The organism is Dyella humicola (assembly GCF_026283945.1).
In the GTDB taxonomy this organism is placed as follows: Bacteria; Pseudomonadota; Gammaproteobacteria; order Xanthomonadales; family Rhodanobacteraceae; genus Dyella; species Dyella humicola.
The window spans coordinates 350,843-364,765 of sequence record NZ_JAPDPC010000001.1; the positions used below are offsets into that span (position 1 = coordinate 350,843).

The 13,923-nt window shown below is 60.4% G+C and carries 12 protein-coding genes; 10 read left to right on the forward strand and 2 right to left on the reverse strand.

All coding sequences use genetic code 11. The annotated features are described in order from the left end of the window. Positions 1-57 precede the first annotated feature (57 nt). The 4 genes from OUZ30_RS01540 to OUZ30_RS01555 all read left to right on the forward strand — a co-directional run bounded on the left by OUZ30_RS01540 (position 58) and on the right by OUZ30_RS01555 (position 4,499). The gene (locus tag OUZ30_RS01540) at positions 58-501 is read left to right on the forward strand and encodes a hypothetical protein (protein WP_266180398.1); all 444 of its coding nucleotides are present in this window, start codon (positions 58-60) and stop codon (positions 499-501) included. 110 nt (positions 502-611) lie between these two features. Then, positions 612-881 (forward strand): YciI family protein, encoded by a 270-nt coding sequence (locus OUZ30_RS01545; RefSeq protein WP_266180399.1) that lies wholly within the window; start codon positions 612-614, stop codon positions 879-881. Positions 882-1,285: 404 nt separating this feature from the next. Continuing rightward, complete coding sequence (locus tag OUZ30_RS01550; protein ID WP_266180400.1) at positions 1,286-1,999, forward strand: hypothetical protein; 714 nt, start codon at positions 1,286-1,288, stop codon at positions 1,997-1,999. A gap of 241 nt (positions 2,000-2,240) precedes the next feature. Continuing rightward, on the forward strand, positions 2,241-4,499 hold the full coding sequence (locus tag OUZ30_RS01555; RefSeq protein ID WP_266180401.1) for a winged helix-turn-helix domain-containing protein: 2,259 nt from the start codon (positions 2,241-2,243) through the stop codon (positions 4,497-4,499). A 67-nt stretch (positions 4,500-4,566) separates the two neighbouring features. Here OUZ30_RS01555 and OUZ30_RS01560 read toward each other — a convergent pair whose 3' ends face one another. Continuing rightward, positions 4,567-5,700, reverse strand: coding sequence for an NHL repeat-containing protein (locus OUZ30_RS01560; protein ID WP_266180402.1), 1,134 nt, complete (start codon positions 5,698-5,700; stop codon positions 4,567-4,569). A gap of 144 nt (positions 5,701-5,844) precedes the next feature. On the opposite strand from OUZ30_RS01560, the gene OUZ30_RS01565 reads away from it, so the two are divergent. Together OUZ30_RS01565 and OUZ30_RS01570 are read left to right on the forward strand one after the other, a co-directional pair. Continuing rightward, positions 5,845-6,552, forward strand: coding sequence for a VOC family protein (locus OUZ30_RS01565; protein ID WP_266180403.1), 708 nt, complete (start codon positions 5,845-5,847; stop codon positions 6,550-6,552). A gap of 580 nt (positions 6,553-7,132) precedes the next feature. Next, positions 7,133-7,933, forward strand: a complete 801-nt coding sequence (locus tag OUZ30_RS01570) for a carbonic anhydrase (RefSeq protein WP_266180404.1) — start codon at positions 7,133-7,135, stop codon at positions 7,931-7,933. A 51-nt stretch (positions 7,934-7,984) separates the two neighbouring features. On the opposite strand, the gene OUZ30_RS01575 is transcribed toward OUZ30_RS01570, so the two are convergent. Continuing rightward, entirely contained in the window at positions 7,985-8,515 is a 531-nt protein-coding gene (locus OUZ30_RS01575; RefSeq protein WP_266180405.1) for a MarR family winged helix-turn-helix transcriptional regulator, read from the reverse strand. A 373-nt stretch (positions 8,516-8,888) separates the two neighbouring features. On the opposite strand from OUZ30_RS01575, the gene OUZ30_RS01580 reads away from it, so the two are divergent. From OUZ30_RS01580 to OUZ30_RS01595, 4 genes are read left to right on the forward strand one after another with little or no spacing between them, the layout of a single operon-like run. After that, on the forward strand, positions 8,889-10,457 hold the full coding sequence (locus OUZ30_RS01580) for a DHA2 family efflux MFS transporter permease subunit (protein ID WP_266180406.1): 1,569 nt from the start codon (positions 8,889-8,891) through the stop codon (positions 10,455-10,457). Continuing rightward, positions 10,447-10,974: a MarR family winged helix-turn-helix transcriptional regulator gene (locus tag OUZ30_RS01585; protein WP_266180407.1), complete on the forward strand. Its 528-nt coding sequence runs from the start codon at positions 10,447-10,449 to the stop codon at positions 10,972-10,974. The genes OUZ30_RS01580 and OUZ30_RS01585 overlap by 11 nt, the downstream gene beginning before the upstream one ends. Before the next feature lie 58 nt (positions 10,975-11,032). Then, positions 11,033-12,517 carry an efflux transporter outer membrane subunit gene (locus OUZ30_RS01590; protein ID WP_266180408.1) on the forward strand — a complete coding sequence of 495 codons (1,485 nt, stop codon included), beginning with the start codon at positions 11,033-11,035 and terminating at the stop codon, positions 12,515-12,517. A 10-nt stretch (positions 12,518-12,527) separates the two neighbouring features. Continuing rightward, on the forward strand, positions 12,528-13,715 hold the full coding sequence (locus OUZ30_RS01595) for an HlyD/EmrA/EmrK family protein (protein WP_266180409.1): 1,188 nt from the start codon (positions 12,528-12,530) through the stop codon (positions 13,713-13,715). Positions 13,716-13,923: the final 208 nt, after the last annotated feature.

Genomic DNA, 13,923 nt, shown 5'->3' on the forward strand with positions numbered 1-13,923 from the left:
TGCGCAACTACACACTCGTCGATTCGAAATGGTCTTCCAACAAAGAGGGTGGACTTCATGAAATCGAAAGGCTTGGTATTGGTATCGGTTGGGCTCATCGTCGTCGTGGGCTTTCTAGTGCAGCGAAGCTACAGTTCGAGCGCGCGTCCAGACAGAAATCCGGATCCGCAGAAGAGCGCTTTGCCGGTCGACGCGCTTCAGTTCAAACCCATCGATCACGAGAGCTATGAACTTGGTTTCGCGGCTGGAAAGTCGGCCACAAACACAACCAAGAAGCCCGCTGACTGGGTCAGTTATTGGCTTGGCTACGGGGAAGAAAAGCGGGCGGAGGGTGATACCCCACCGCGCGCGGGTAGTTTCGCCGACCTCCTCCATGAGGATCAGCGTTGCGTTCAAGGCGAAGTTCTAACGATTCGCGAAAGTACCTATGCCAAGACAAAGAATGCCTCGGGAACCACATTCCTGTGCAACCGCTTCACGGTTTTGCCGCCTGCTAGCTGAAGGGGCAGGGCTGATGGAGCCGGTATTGAAGGCACCTTCAGCCCTACTCGCACGTGCGTCTATTAGGTGTGTCGGCCGATCTTTGCCTGTTAGACAACATGGAGAAGCGAATGAAGTTTCTTATGTTCTACGAGCTGGCTCCTGACGGTCTATCTAAAGTGCAAGCGAATCTCCCTGGCCACCAAAGTCGGCTAAGAGAGTTTCACACGGGAGGCTCACTCCTCATGGCAGGGCCGTATGGCGCGCCACCGCTCGGCGCGGTGGGGATCTTCACCTCGCGTGAGGCTGCCGATGAATTCATTGCGGGCGATCCGTTCGTGCTGAACGGCGTCGTGGGCAAATACAGTATTCACGAATGGTTTGAGGTCTTAGCGCCTTGAGTCAGCGCCCGCCATCTGCTTGCACCTGAAGCACTTGCCTCACTCGGCATTCAAGGGGTCGCGCGTGCCACGCGCGGCTTACCTTGGGCGTTGACTGTATAGACGCGCCTAATAGCGAGACGCCCGGCAAGTGACGGTCGGGCGCATTTGTTTGCGGGGCAGTCATTGCAGCCCCGAGGAACCGACGTCAGTGCTTCCAACGGGGCAGAAATCAGTCAGCCCGCCGCGATTCTTCGCATCCCCCCATGAGACGTCGGCATAGCGGAGCGGCGGATGTCGATTTGCCCGTGCCAGGTTCGTCGTTCAGATGAGAGGCTTTCTGTTGGGCCAGACGCACAGTCAGGCCCAACGGGCAGAGCGTGCCTCAAGCACCTTGCATGGGAACGGCCTGAGGGAGCAAGCAGATGAACAGAAAAGTCCATCATTTCAGCTGTCTGGTCACGATATGCATGCTCGCTACCTGGGCTGTGAGCGCAGTCGCCGCGACGCAACAACCGCGCCCAAGTTATCCCCGCATGGCGTCGCTTTCCCAATACCTGATGACTGACCGTGCCGCGGAAATAGCGTTGGCGCGAAGCGCTGCGCCTGCGGCGATTTCCGACCGTGCCACCGTCCTGGTTCTCGCACCGCATGGCTATGTAACAGCCGTCGAAGGCAAGAACGGCTTTGTGTGCGTCGTCGAGCGAGGCTGGATGTCGCCCTTCGATGCTCCCCAGTTTTGGAATCCCAAATTACGTGGACCTATCTGTTTCAATCCAGAGGCAGCCAGGTCGATCCTACCCATGACGTATAAAAGAACGGCCCTGGTGCTGGCCGGGCAATCCAGGGAGGACATCCAAAAGGGCATCGAGGCCGCGCTCGCCGCCAGGCAACTGCCGCCGCCGGAGTCTGGAGCCATGTCTTACATGATGTCCAAGCAAGGGTATCTGGACGACCAGGCGGGTCACTGGATTCCACATCTGATGTTTTATACGGCCACCAACGTGGATTGGGGTGCTGATCAGGCAGGCTCCCCGGTCATGTTGAACCCACAATTTCATGGCTCACCTGAGCCGATAAACGTGTTCATGATGCCTGCCGGCAAGTGGTCCGACGGCACCGCCGCGCCGAGCAGGTAGGCACAGCAGCGCTGATGGAGCCGGCGGTCGGCGTGCTGGAAAAGTCCGCCTTGACCCATGACGGCAGACACGTCCGACGTTCACAAAATCAGCGTAAAAGTAGGTACGAGCGGCGCCTGCTGCCGATGGCACGGGCATGCTGTTCAGTCGATAACGGAATTCACACTTGGGCCATGCCGAGGCTCGCAACTGACTTGGTGTAACCTGAATAGGACCGGGAGTGGCGATGGAGGTCGAACAAATGGCTGCAGAGTCCGCCTCTGCTGCGTGGATTGCGTTCGGTGCGATAGAGATCGACACCCTGGGCCATCGCTTGTTTGTCAACGGCGAGGAGGTCGGGCTTGAGCGCAAGGCATTCGCCGTACTCGTCCTGTTGGCGCGCGAACCCGGTCGCGTCTTGAGCCGTGACGAGATTCTCGACGAGGTGTGGGGGCATACGCACGTCACGCCTGGCGTGCTAAGTCGCGTCATCGCGATGTTGCGTCATGCGCTCGGCGAGAGCGGCGACGAAAGCCACTATCTGCATACCGTGCATGGCGTCGGTTTTCGCCTTGATGCCGAGGTGCGATCCGCCAGGTCGCGTGAGGAGTTGGTGACGGATGGGGCCTTTCCGGTCACCGAGCCTGAGTTCGAACCGGTACTCACCAGCACGGTCGCCGCGCCACCCGTCGCCACGGCGGCGAGTTCGGCAGCGCCCTCGCGGCCGGTCCAGCCGCCTCGGCTAAAAAAGCGCCTCGTTGCCTTCTTGACGGGGCTGTTCGTAGTGGCAGCCGTACTGCTCGGCCGTCACCTGTTCGCACGTCACCCTGCGGACACGGCGCCGGTGGCGGATCTCAAGTCCATCGCGGTGCTGCCGTTCGAGAGTCTCAGTACCGACCAGGGCAACGCGTATTTCGCCAGCGGCATGCAGGACATGATCCTGACCGAGTTGGTGGGTATCGGCGGGCTCAAGGTGATCTCCCGCACCTCGACCGAGAAGTACCCGAGCCATCCGGAGGACGTGAAGACCATAGCGAAACAATTGGATGTGGCGACGCTGCTGGAGGGCACGGTTCAGAAGGTCGGCAATCAAGTGCTCATCAATGTGCAGTTGATCGACGCGAACAGCGGCAACCATCTTTGGGCGAAAGCCTATACGCGCACGCTGGAGAATGTCTTTAACGTGGAAGGCGAGGTCGCGCAGAACGTAGCGGAGGCGCTGAAGGTACGGCTGACATCTGCCGAGACCGCGCGTATCGACAGGGCGCCGACCTTGAACGCCGAAGCCTACGATCTGTACCTGCGAGCCGGCGCACACGCCAACCGCGCCTACGATGATCCCACGCTGTCATCGTCCGAGTTGCGCTTGGCGATCCCGTTGTATGAACAGGCCTTGGCCAAGGATCCGGAGTTCGCGCTGGCGGCCGCCGCGCTGGCGCGCGCCCACATGCAGATCTATTTCTTTGGGCCCGATCGCACGAACGCGCGACTGGTGGAGGCGAAGACCGCCGTCGATCGCGCCCTGGCGCTGCAGCCGAATCTGGGCCAGGCCCATTACGCGCTGGGCCTGTATGACTATTGGGGGCATCGGGACTATGCCGCTGCCACCACCCAGTTGGAGCTGGCCCGGCAGGCGTTGCCCAACAGTGCCACGGTTGAGCTCCTGATCGCCTCGATCGCCCGGCGCCAGGGGCGTTGGGATGAGGCGGTGGCGCTGTTTCACACGGCCACCGAACTTGATCCGCATAGTGAGTTTGCGTTCAACCAACTCGGCGTGACTTACCAGAGCATGCGTCGTTACGCCGATGCCGCGCGGGCCTATTCCGCTGCCCTGGCCGTAAGTCAGAATCCCATTGGCGAACGTATGTCGCTGGCCTTCAATGAGCTGATGTGGAAGGGCGATCCGGCACCGCTACGCGCCGCGCTGGCGGCGATTGCGCCGGGCAGTGATGCCTACGCCGGCAATGTCATGGCCATCTATTTCGAGCGCTCGCTGGCGCACGACTATGCCGGGGTCATCAAGTTGGTCGAGGCGAACAAGGCAGAGAACTGGGACGACGCGGACAACGTCGTTTTGCCCCGACGCCTATTCCTGGCATGGGCTTTGGAAGCGGCGGGAGACACGGCCAAAGCGACAGCGGCGTATGCCGAGGTGGAGGCGCGTGCGCACGCCGCCCTTGGCGAGCGGCCGGACGACGCGGACCTGCATCTCACCCTGGGATATGCCTATGCCGGACTCGGGCGAAAAGCCGAGGCCGTCGCCGAAGGCGAGCGTGCCGTCGCCTTGATGCCGATCACGGCGGACGCCCTCACCGGAGCGGACATGCTCGCGCACCAGGCGCAGCTCTATGTGCGGGTCGGCCAGCCCGAGCAGGCCATCGACCTGATCGGACGAGTGCTGTCCATGCCTGCTGGCGGCATCCTGACGAGCGGATTGCTCCGGATCGACCCGGTATGGGATCCGCTACGCGACGATCCACGCTTCAAGGCGTTGCTGCTGAAGTACCCCAGCGGAGCCTAGGCCTCCAAAGAGCCGGCCGCCGCACCCGACCTGACGTCCGGACGCGGCGGCACTGAAACAGTTACTGCTACTGCTCGGTGGTCGGGACGAGAGTCACGACGAGGTCGTTGGGGACATCGTCGATGGCCGCGTAGTTGAACGCCGCGTTCTTAGGCGCCAGTACCGTAGCCACGCCGAATGCGCCGCCTTGTGAAGCGTCGACATTGACTTCTCCGACGTAGTGGCCGGTGCGCGTGAACTCCACGATTTCACTCGGATGCAGAGGATCGGCGTTGACCGCATCACCGTTGGCAGTCAGCAGATGCCCGTTCGGAGCAAATGTCAAAGCCAGGGGGCCGCGCAAATGGGGATCCACAAAGACAACGTGGCCTTTGTTCACGGCCGTGTTGCGCTCTCCTGCGTTGGGTATGGCGAAGATCGCATTGTCCGCGGTAGACGCGACGAACAGCGTGTCAGAGGCGCCGTCATAAGCCAGCCCCGTTGGCCCCAAAACTAGTGCTGCCGAGTTCGGTTGATGGGAATAACCCATGGCAATCTGTACTTTTTTGGTGACCACGAAGCCCGAGCTGCCAATACTGACATCCAGTCGCGACACGGTCCCGCTGAGCACGTTGGAGACAAAAATTTGTGCGCGATTGCCTTGGTCGTTGATGGCCAGATCCCACGGGCTATCCAGGTACGTGCTATTGGACAGCGTAGTCACCAGGTGGCCATGGCTGTCGATGACTTGGAGCGCTCCTTGCGAAATCGTGTTTATCGTGCCGTCCGACGTAGGCACGTTTCCAACGATGACGAAGCCGCGACTAAGTACGCCCAGTGCGGTCGTCAGACCAGGATAGTGGCTTTGGAAAAACGTCGTGGCGTTACCAGGAGTGCCCGCTGCGACACCTGGTGCCAAGTCACCCGTGGGCGTCAATTTGATGATCGTTGTGCCAGTGCCCTGGAGGTTGTTGATGTTGTTGAAATTTGACACCAGCACGTCGCCGGGCGCGATGGATCCGCCCTGCGGGAAGTTCACGGGCACGAATGCCACGCCGTAGGGGTTCAAGTCGCCGTTGGCCGGGATCGTCGAAGATGTAATGCTGGGCGGCAGGAAAGCGTCTTGCGCAGCCGTCGCTTGCGCAATATTGATGGTGTAAAGAAATAGATACGCGAGTCCGATCGCGGATAGGCGGGTCATCCTTCGAATATTCACGCTCATGGTTGTCTCCTGTTTCAGTCGGGGACACCAGGGCCTCTCCACGCCCCTGTGAGTGTGGTCCGGGTGAGGGGTACGTCGATGTGCCGCCCAACGCTCGGTCGGACGGCGGAGATGCGCACTGCTATAGAGTGATTCCCTCCGAGCATGCGCGAAGGTGCATCGGCAAGGGACCGTGATTTAGATATCATTCATCCGGTTCGACCTGCCGCGCATCAACCGATTCTGGTGGAGGGAGATCTGCAGTCGCTTTTCGCCATGCTGGAAGGCCCGCCGCGACCGTACTTCGCGCACGGATTCGATGCTATCTACACCCATTGCTCTATATCCCGGCTCGTCACACCGACTTATATAGAGCCGGCGCGTCACCACGGGCCACGTCAATTGCAAAGGAGCGAGCAAATGCTAGTGAGGTCGATCCTGGTGCTATGCCTTGGATTTCTCTTGATGGCCAAGCCGGCTGAAGCCGCGCCGGCCGCGGCGGCCGGACACGTCACTGGCGTCGGCGGCGTGTTTTTCAAGGCGAAGGATCCGAAGGCGCTGGCCGCGTGGTATCGCGACGTGCTTGGACTGCCGATAGAAGCCTGGGGCGGTGCGGCGCTACGCTACGACGCACCCAAGCACCCTGCGGTGCTGGCCTGGAATGCATTCCCTGCCTCGACGAGTTACTTCGCGCCATCGACCAGTGCGTTCATGATCAACTACGCAGTTGACGACATGGATGCCTTGCTCGCACGGTTGCGCGCAAAAGGCGTCGTCATTCTGAAGCGCGACGACAACGACCCAAATGGCCGCTTCGCGTGGATTCTGGATCCCGAAGGCAACAAGATCGAGCTTTGGGAACCGAAGCGCTAGGCACGTCCTCATCAGCCGGCAAACCAGCTGCGATGTCTGAGCGCGTGGTGGGTCATGTCGATATGAGCCAAAACTACACGGATCACGGTGGCGACTCTGCGCGTGCATCAACTTCCGTCGACCGTCGTACGTAGCTGTACAACTGCTCTTCTAAGCGACGGACGAAGGTTTGGCGCAGTGAAGGGCGTTGGCTGTTTCGACCGGCTGAATCCGTAACCTAACGCGGACGTGAAACCGTCCTTCACGGAAGCGCGAGGGTCCACGCGCGAAAATGCAGGCGATTAACCGGTTTTCACCTGTTCGGTGGTTTGGGCCGCGCTCTGGCCACAGCTGTATGCCAGCGTCTTCCATTGACAAGGATTGGGTGGCGACTGTTGTGGGGCAGATGGCGCATGTTGTGTTTTGAACTGAAACCCGTGCCTAGTTACATCCGGCGCAGCGTCGATGCATCGGTAGTGACGACCAGGAAGCTTTGGATGGGCCGCGTCGTCTACAGCATAGGTATGGCGGGGTGCTTCGTCGTTGCGTGTCGAAGTAGCCGGTTCCCATGGTGGGGTTCCATAACGTCTGGGGATTGATCATGCGTAGTTCCAAACGGCACCTGCTCGGTTTGACCACCGCGGCGGTCATGGTGGCATCAGTGGGCGTGCTGGCCCTGCCTCTCTCATCGGACAACTGGGCGTCGACGCCACACTGGTCGTACTCGGGGAAAAGTGGTCCCTCGCACTGGTCGTCGATGGGTCCGAGCTTCGTCGTGTGTGGCAATGGCAAAGCGCAGTCACCCATTGATCTTGAGTCGCGTGATGCCAAAACCGGAAAGGCCGACGAGTTTCACATCGACTATGAGAAGGGCGCGGTCGCCCTGGTAAACAATGGGCATACGGTCCAAGCCAATGTCAGCGACGCCAAGGACACCGTGGTCTTCGATGGCGATACCTATCGACTGGCCCAGTTCCATTTTCATTCGCCCAGTGAGCACACCACGGACGGAACGCGCTTCCCGCTGGAGATCCACTTCGTCAATGAGGATGGAAGAAAGCGGGTCGTTGTCGTTGGCGTGATGGTGAAGCTAGGCAAGCAGAACGAGAGCCTCGCGTCGGTGCTCAGGGCTCTTCCTGCCTCGGAGAAGGAGACTTCGAAGGACACCCGGCCGCCGGTCACGGTGGACCTGGGCTCCGTCCTTCCCCACGACCACGGGGCCTATGTCTATGCCGGGTCGCTCACCACGCCGCCCTGCACGGAGGGCGTACATTGGGTCGTGCTCAAGGAGCCCATTCAAATGTCGAGCGATCAGATCGCGTCCTTCACGCGACTCTTCCCCGACAACCATCGACCTCTGCAAAAGGCCAATGGACGGGAGATCGACAACGAATCGGATTGAGCGTCGCGGATCGGCGTCTGATCTCAGTGGCTACCTGGGCGCGTCGAGGCGTCAGTTCTTTTCGTTGGAAACCTTGGCAAAGCCATCGCGCATACGTCGCAGCAGACGTTGAATCACATCCAGTTCGTCTGGCGAGAGGTCGACAAATACCCTCTCCAGCCTATGCGCATTCATCTCCATGGCGCTGGTGATGACGTTCTTGCCCTTCGCCGTCAGCGTCGCGAGTAACCGGCGCCGGTCTTTCTCATCACCGATCGATTGCACGAGACCGTCTTGCTCGAGCGAGAACATCAACGCGGATACCGTGGCGCGCTTGACCTGTAAGGCAGCAATGATTTCCTGATGCGGAACGGGACGACCACCAGCGCCCCAGAGCACGGCGAGCGCCATGAATCGCGCAGGTGAACCTGCCGTGCCTTCCAGCCACGCGTTCAACATGTTGTTGATCTGCTGGCTCACCAATTTGAGCGTGAAAACGGTTTCCAGACGCTGGGCAGCCGCCAGCGGAAACCGGCGCAGGTAGGCCTCGCGCAGATACGGGGTGGGAAAGTTCTGGTCGCTGGTCGAATCGTCGTCTGTCAAAGCATTTCCCCTCTCCAAAACTATCTGGTACTGGATTGTATGTTACAAGACAATTTCTTGCGATAGATATAACACCTCAAAAACAATGAGATAAGCCGTTTATTGTCGGCTGGCGGCCTGCGTGTTGACTTGTTCGTGGCCTAACAGTATTGTATGGCGCCATACAACATGGCGAAGGGCGAGCCACGACACGGATGCTCGTGTCAGCGCCGTCGCCGTGAACGCTTCGAGCTGTGAAGGGAGTCCAGCTGGACATCCCCGAAACGCCGGTCAGGCAAACCGCCGGCGCTTTTTTTTAACCACATATCTGACTAGTCAGATATTTGAGCCGCTAGTCGCTGCATTGACACCTACGTCGCCGCACCGGATTTCCATGATCGCATCCACTTCGCCCGCTGCACCGTCCCCGGCCCCCTTAACAGGCATCCGGTTTGCACTCGGTGCCTTCGCCGTTGCACTTGCCACCTTCATGAACGTGCTTGACTCCTCGATTGCCAACGTCGCCATTCCGACGCTGTCGGGCGATCTAGGCGTGTCGGTCGACGAAGGTACGTGGGTGATCACCATGTTCGCCGCCGCCAACGCGGTGGCGATTCCGCTCACCGGCTGGCTCACCCAACGCATCGGTCAGGTCAAACTGTTCGTCGGAGCGATTCTGCTCTTCGTGATTTCCTCTGCATTGTGCGGCATAGCACCCACCCTCCCGGTGCTGCTGGCGGCCCGCGTGCTACAGGGATTGGCCGCGGGTCCACTGGTGCCGTTGTCGCAAGCCCTGCTGCTCACGACGTTTCCAAAACACAAAAGCGGCAGCGCGTTGTCGTTGTGGGCCATGACAGCAACGGTCGGTCCGATCGCTGGCCCGGCTTTGGGTGGCTGGATCACCGATAGCTACAGCTGGTCGTGGATCTTCTACATCAACGTGCCGGTAGGCCTATTCGCTGCTGCCGCGGTGTGGGCGATCTATCGTGACCGTGAATCGCCCGCTCGTCGTTTGCCGATCGACACCGTTGGGCTGATCTCCCTGATCGGCTGGGTCGCGGCACTGCAAATCATGCTCGACAAGGGCAAGGATCTGGATTGGTTCAACTCACCTGTGATCTGTGCGCTTGGCGTATTCGCGCTGCTCACGTTCGCGTTCTTCGTGATCTGGGAGCTGACCGAAGAGAAGCCCATCGTCGATCTGCGATTGTTCGCCGGACGCAACTTCCTCGGAGGCACGGTCGCCATCTCTGTCGCCTATGCGATCTTCTTCGCGAACCTGGTGATCCTTCCGCAATGGATTCAGGAGTATCTCGGTTATCGCTCGGTCGACGCAGGCTTGGTGACCGCTCCGCTGGGAGTCTTCGCCGTGATGCTTGCGCCGATGATGGGCAGGATGATGCAGAAGATCGATGCACGCATCTTGGCGACACTGGCCTTCGCCGGTTTTTCAGCGGTCTTCTTCCTGCGCTCGAATTACACTACCAACGTGGATCAATACACCTTGATCCTGCCAACGCTGCTCCAGGGTATTCCGACCGCTCTATTCTTCGTGCCGTTGACCGCGATCATCCTGTCGGGCTTGAGCCCCGATAAGATCCCCTCCGCCGCGGGCTTGTCGAATTTCGCGCGCATCCTCGCGGGCGCCGTTGGAACATCACTACTGGCCACTGGCTGGAACGACCGCACGATCCTGCATCACGCACGGCTGGTCGAGCAGGCCAACAGCTATAACTCGATCTTCAACGAATCGATCTCGCAGGCGCAGTCGACGCTCCACGTCGGTGCGTCCAATGCGCTCGCGTTCATCGAGAACGGATTGGGCGCGCAGGCGGCCATGCTCGGTCTCAATGACATCTTCTGGATGTCCGCCGTCATCTTCGTTGTGATCATTCCGCTGATTTGGGTCACTCATCCAAGCAAGGATGCGGCGGCTGGAGCGGCGGCCGCTGGTGGCCATTGATAAGACGCAAACAGGACCGTTACCGAACGACGCATACAACGCGTCCGAGGACTTCGACGTGGAACACTACACACAGAAAACCTTCTCGAGGACGCACAGCATCGGCTTCATGTTGACCAAGGCGCGCAACCTGGTGACTGCGGAGATGGATGCGGCCGTCAAGCGGCTGGGCATTACCAGCCACCAGATAGGCATCATCCTCTGGCTTAGTCGCGGCATGGCTGCCACACCCTTTGAGATGTCGAAGCATCTAAGCATCGACACCGGTCTGATGAGCCGCATGCTGGACAAACTTGAGGCAAAGGGGCTGCTCAAGCGTTCCCGAAGCAACCTAGATCGCCGCGTCGTCGATCTGACGTTGACCAGCACAGGCGAGGCGATCGCCGCCGAGATTCCAAATATTGCGTTGCCGGTGTTCAACCGGCGTCTGAGGAACTTCAGCGAGGCCGAGTTCAACGAACTGCAGCGGCTCCTTCACAAGTTCATTGACGTCGATACCCCTCGCCAACCTTCTTGAGGCCGAAGCGCGCGCGCTCCAGCCGATAAAACCCACCCCACTTACCGAGACAAAGACCATGCGTGTTCAGCTCATTGCAGCAGCGGTCGGATTGACCGTCGCACTGGCAGGCTGTGCCAGCACCGGCGGGCTGCATCCGGACGGCGCTCCCATCCACCCAGACTCTCTCGAGGTTGAGCGCACGCTCGCAAACGTCAAGGTGTCACCTGCCGCTTGGCCTGAAGCTGACTGGTGGACCTCATTGGGCGATGGCCAGCTCAATGCATTGATTGCCGAGGCCCTGCACGACAACCCAGGTCTCGCAGAGGCCGATGCACGGGCGCGCCAGGCGCAGTCAGAAGCATCGAAGGCCGATGCTGATCGCAAGCCGGAAGTGGATCTCGCGGGAAGCGTTACCGAGGTTCGCTTACCGACAACGCTGCCACCCATAGGCAAGGGCCATAACAAGACCGCCAAGTATGTCTCCGCCAGTTTCAAATGGGATCTGGATCTTTGGGGTGGCGAACGCGCAGCGTGGGAGGCCGCTCTTGGTCAGCAGCGGTCGGCGGAAGTCGACGCCCATGCGGCGCGGATTGAACTGTCCACGAACGTCGCTCGCGCCTACGTGCAGCTCGGTTACGCCTACACTCAGCAAGATGTCGCATCGGCCGAGCTCGAGCGGGCGACCGACGTGCGCGGGTTGACGCAACGACGCGTCGCCGCTGGCATCGATAGCCTGGTGCAGCTCAAGCAAAGCGACTCAGAAGTGGCCAGTGCACAGGGTAGAAAGGCGCAGGCGGATCGTGCGATCGATGCAGCGCGGTCCGCGCTGTCCGTGCTCCTGGGCAAAGGTCCGGATCGCGGCCTGACGATCACCCGCCCCCAGCTTTTGCCACCCGGCGCCGTGAGCGTGCCATCCGATCTGCCGGTCGAATTGCTTGGGCATCGCGCGGACCTCGTCGCCGCACGGTGGCGCGTGGAAGCCGCTGACAAGGATATTGACGCGGCCAAGACCCAATTCCTTCCGAACGTCAACATCACCGCCATGGCGGGTCTGGTCGCGCTCGGCGGCGGCAATCTCTTCCAGGCGAAGTCCCGCTTCTACGACGCGGGCCCGGCGATCAGTCTGCCGATCTTTGATGGCGGTCGCCGCCGTGCGGATTTGAACAGCAAGGACGCGCAATACGATCTCGCCGTGGCGCAGTACAACGAGACGCTCGTGCGTGCAGTCAACGAAGTGTGTGACGACAACAATGCACTGACCTCGTTGCAGGTGCAAATCGACGCGCAGCAGCGCGCACTCGAGGCGGCTAACGATGCCTGGACGCTGGCCGAGCAACGCTACAAGGCTGGCATTGGCAGTTACCTGGAAGCCCTCATCGTGCGCCAGCAGTTACTGGTCGCCCAGGATCGCCTGGCGACGCTGCATGCCGAACAAACCGATTACTCCGTGCAAATCATCAGGGCGCTTGGTGGTGGCTTCCACCCAGGCCAGCCCGCTCCCGACGTGTCGACAGTCGCCGCCGATGCGAACTCGCCTTCCCTCATTCATCATCGCTCTTGAGTCAGTCATCATGTCTACACAAATATCTTCGGCTCCTAACGGAGCCGCGCAACCCACGAAGCATGGCCGTAGCATCATGCTCCGCATCCTGGGTGCAGCTGTCCTTGCGGGCGCCATTGGTTTTGGTGCTTGGTACGTGCTGGCGAGTCGCTGGTACGAAGGTACCGACGACGCTTACGTCAACGGCAACGTCGTGCAGATCACGCCGCAGATTGTCGGCACCGTGGTCAGCATCGGTGCCGATGACGGCGACTTCGTGAAACAGGGCGATGTGTTGGTCACGCTCGACAAGGCGGACGCGGATGTCGCCCTGGAGAATGCCGCTGCGAACCTTGCCAATACCGTTCGCAAGGTGCGTGGTCTGTACAGCACAGTGTCAGGTGCGCAGGCTGATGTGGCCGTGCGTCAAACGGCGGTACAGAAGGCAAAGGACGACTACGATCGTCGCGCCAACCTGGCTAGCTCCGGCGCGATATCCGCGGAAGAGCTCTCACACGCCAAGGATGCCCTGACCGCTGCCGAGAGCTCGCTCACCACGGCCGAACAGCAGCTGCAGACCAATAAGGTGTTAGTGGACGACACCATTGTCACGTCGCATCCCGATGTCAAAGCCGCTGCCTCTCAATATCGTGCCGCTTACCTCACAGAAGTGCGCACGACCATGGTGGCACCGGTAACGGGCTACGTCGCCAAGCGCAGCGTGCAGGTTGGCCAGCGCGTGCAGCCTGGAGCGGCCTTGATGGCCGTTGTGCCGCTGCACGAGGTATGGATCGACGCCAACTTCAAGGAGACCCAGCTCATGCACATGCGCATCGGCCAGCCGGTGGAAGTGACGTCGGACATCTATGGTCACGCGGTCAAGTACGACGGCAAGGTGCTGGAGCTCGGTGTGGGCACGGGCGGCGCCTTTTCGCTGCTGCCGGCGCAAAATGCCACCGGCAACTGGATCAAGATCGTGCAGCGCATGCCCGTACGTGTGGTATTCACCGACCCCAAGCAGCTCGACCAACATCCGTTACGCGTCGGCATGTCTTTGACCACGAGGGTGGACTTGCACGACAAGAGTGGCCCGATGCTTGCTCAGAAGGTACCCACGCGGCCGGCTTTCAGCACGGATGTGTATGAGCAGCAGTTGGCGCACGCTGACGAGCAAGTCGCTCAGCTCATTCACAAGAATATGGCCGGTGATGCGAAGTAGGTACGCCAGCGCAGGAGCAGGGCCTGTGGTGGTGCATTGCTGATTAGGCTGGCGTGCGCGTGAATCTGCACGCCGGTCGAACTATGAGCAGCGGCATGGCGCAGCTCTCCTCAGCATCCCATCTCTCTGTGGACTTCGGCCAACACGTCTCAATTAATCGATGCGCCGCGAAGAAGCTGTCCGTGGGTTCTGCAGTCAATGCCCGGAC

Bases quoted from the DNA above. Each gene is read 5' to 3' on its own strand.
- OUZ30_RS01540 (WP_266180398.1), top strand. From the start codon at position 58: ATGAAATCGAAAGGCTTGGTATTGGTATCGGTTGGGCTCATCGTCGTC.
- OUZ30_RS01545 (WP_266180399.1), top strand. From the start codon at position 612: ATGAAGTTTCTTATGTTCTACGAGCTGGCTCCTGACGGTCTATCTAAA.
- OUZ30_RS01550 (WP_266180400.1), top strand. From the start codon at position 1,286: ATGAACAGAAAAGTCCATCATTTCAGCTGTCTGGTCACGATATGCATG.
- OUZ30_RS01555 (WP_266180401.1), top strand. From the start codon at position 2,241: ATGGCTGCAGAGTCCGCCTCTGCTGCGTGGATTGCGTTCGGTGCGATA.
- OUZ30_RS01560 (WP_266180402.1), bottom strand. From the start codon at position 5,700: ATGAGCGTGAATATTCGAAGGATGACCCGCCTATCCGCGATCGGACTC.
- OUZ30_RS01565 (WP_266180403.1), top strand. From the start codon at position 5,845: ATGCGCGAAGGTGCATCGGCAAGGGACCGTGATTTAGATATCATTCAT.
- OUZ30_RS01570 (WP_266180404.1), top strand. From the start codon at position 7,133: ATGCGTAGTTCCAAACGGCACCTGCTCGGTTTGACCACCGCGGCGGTC.
- OUZ30_RS01580 (WP_266180406.1), top strand. From the start codon at position 8,889: ATGATCGCATCCACTTCGCCCGCTGCACCGTCCCCGGCCCCCTTAACA.
- OUZ30_RS01590 (WP_266180408.1), top strand. From the start codon at position 11,033: ATGCGTGTTCAGCTCATTGCAGCAGCGGTCGGATTGACCGTCGCACTG.
- OUZ30_RS01595 (WP_266180409.1), top strand. From the start codon at position 12,528: ATGTCTACACAAATATCTTCGGCTCCTAACGGAGCCGCGCAACCCACG.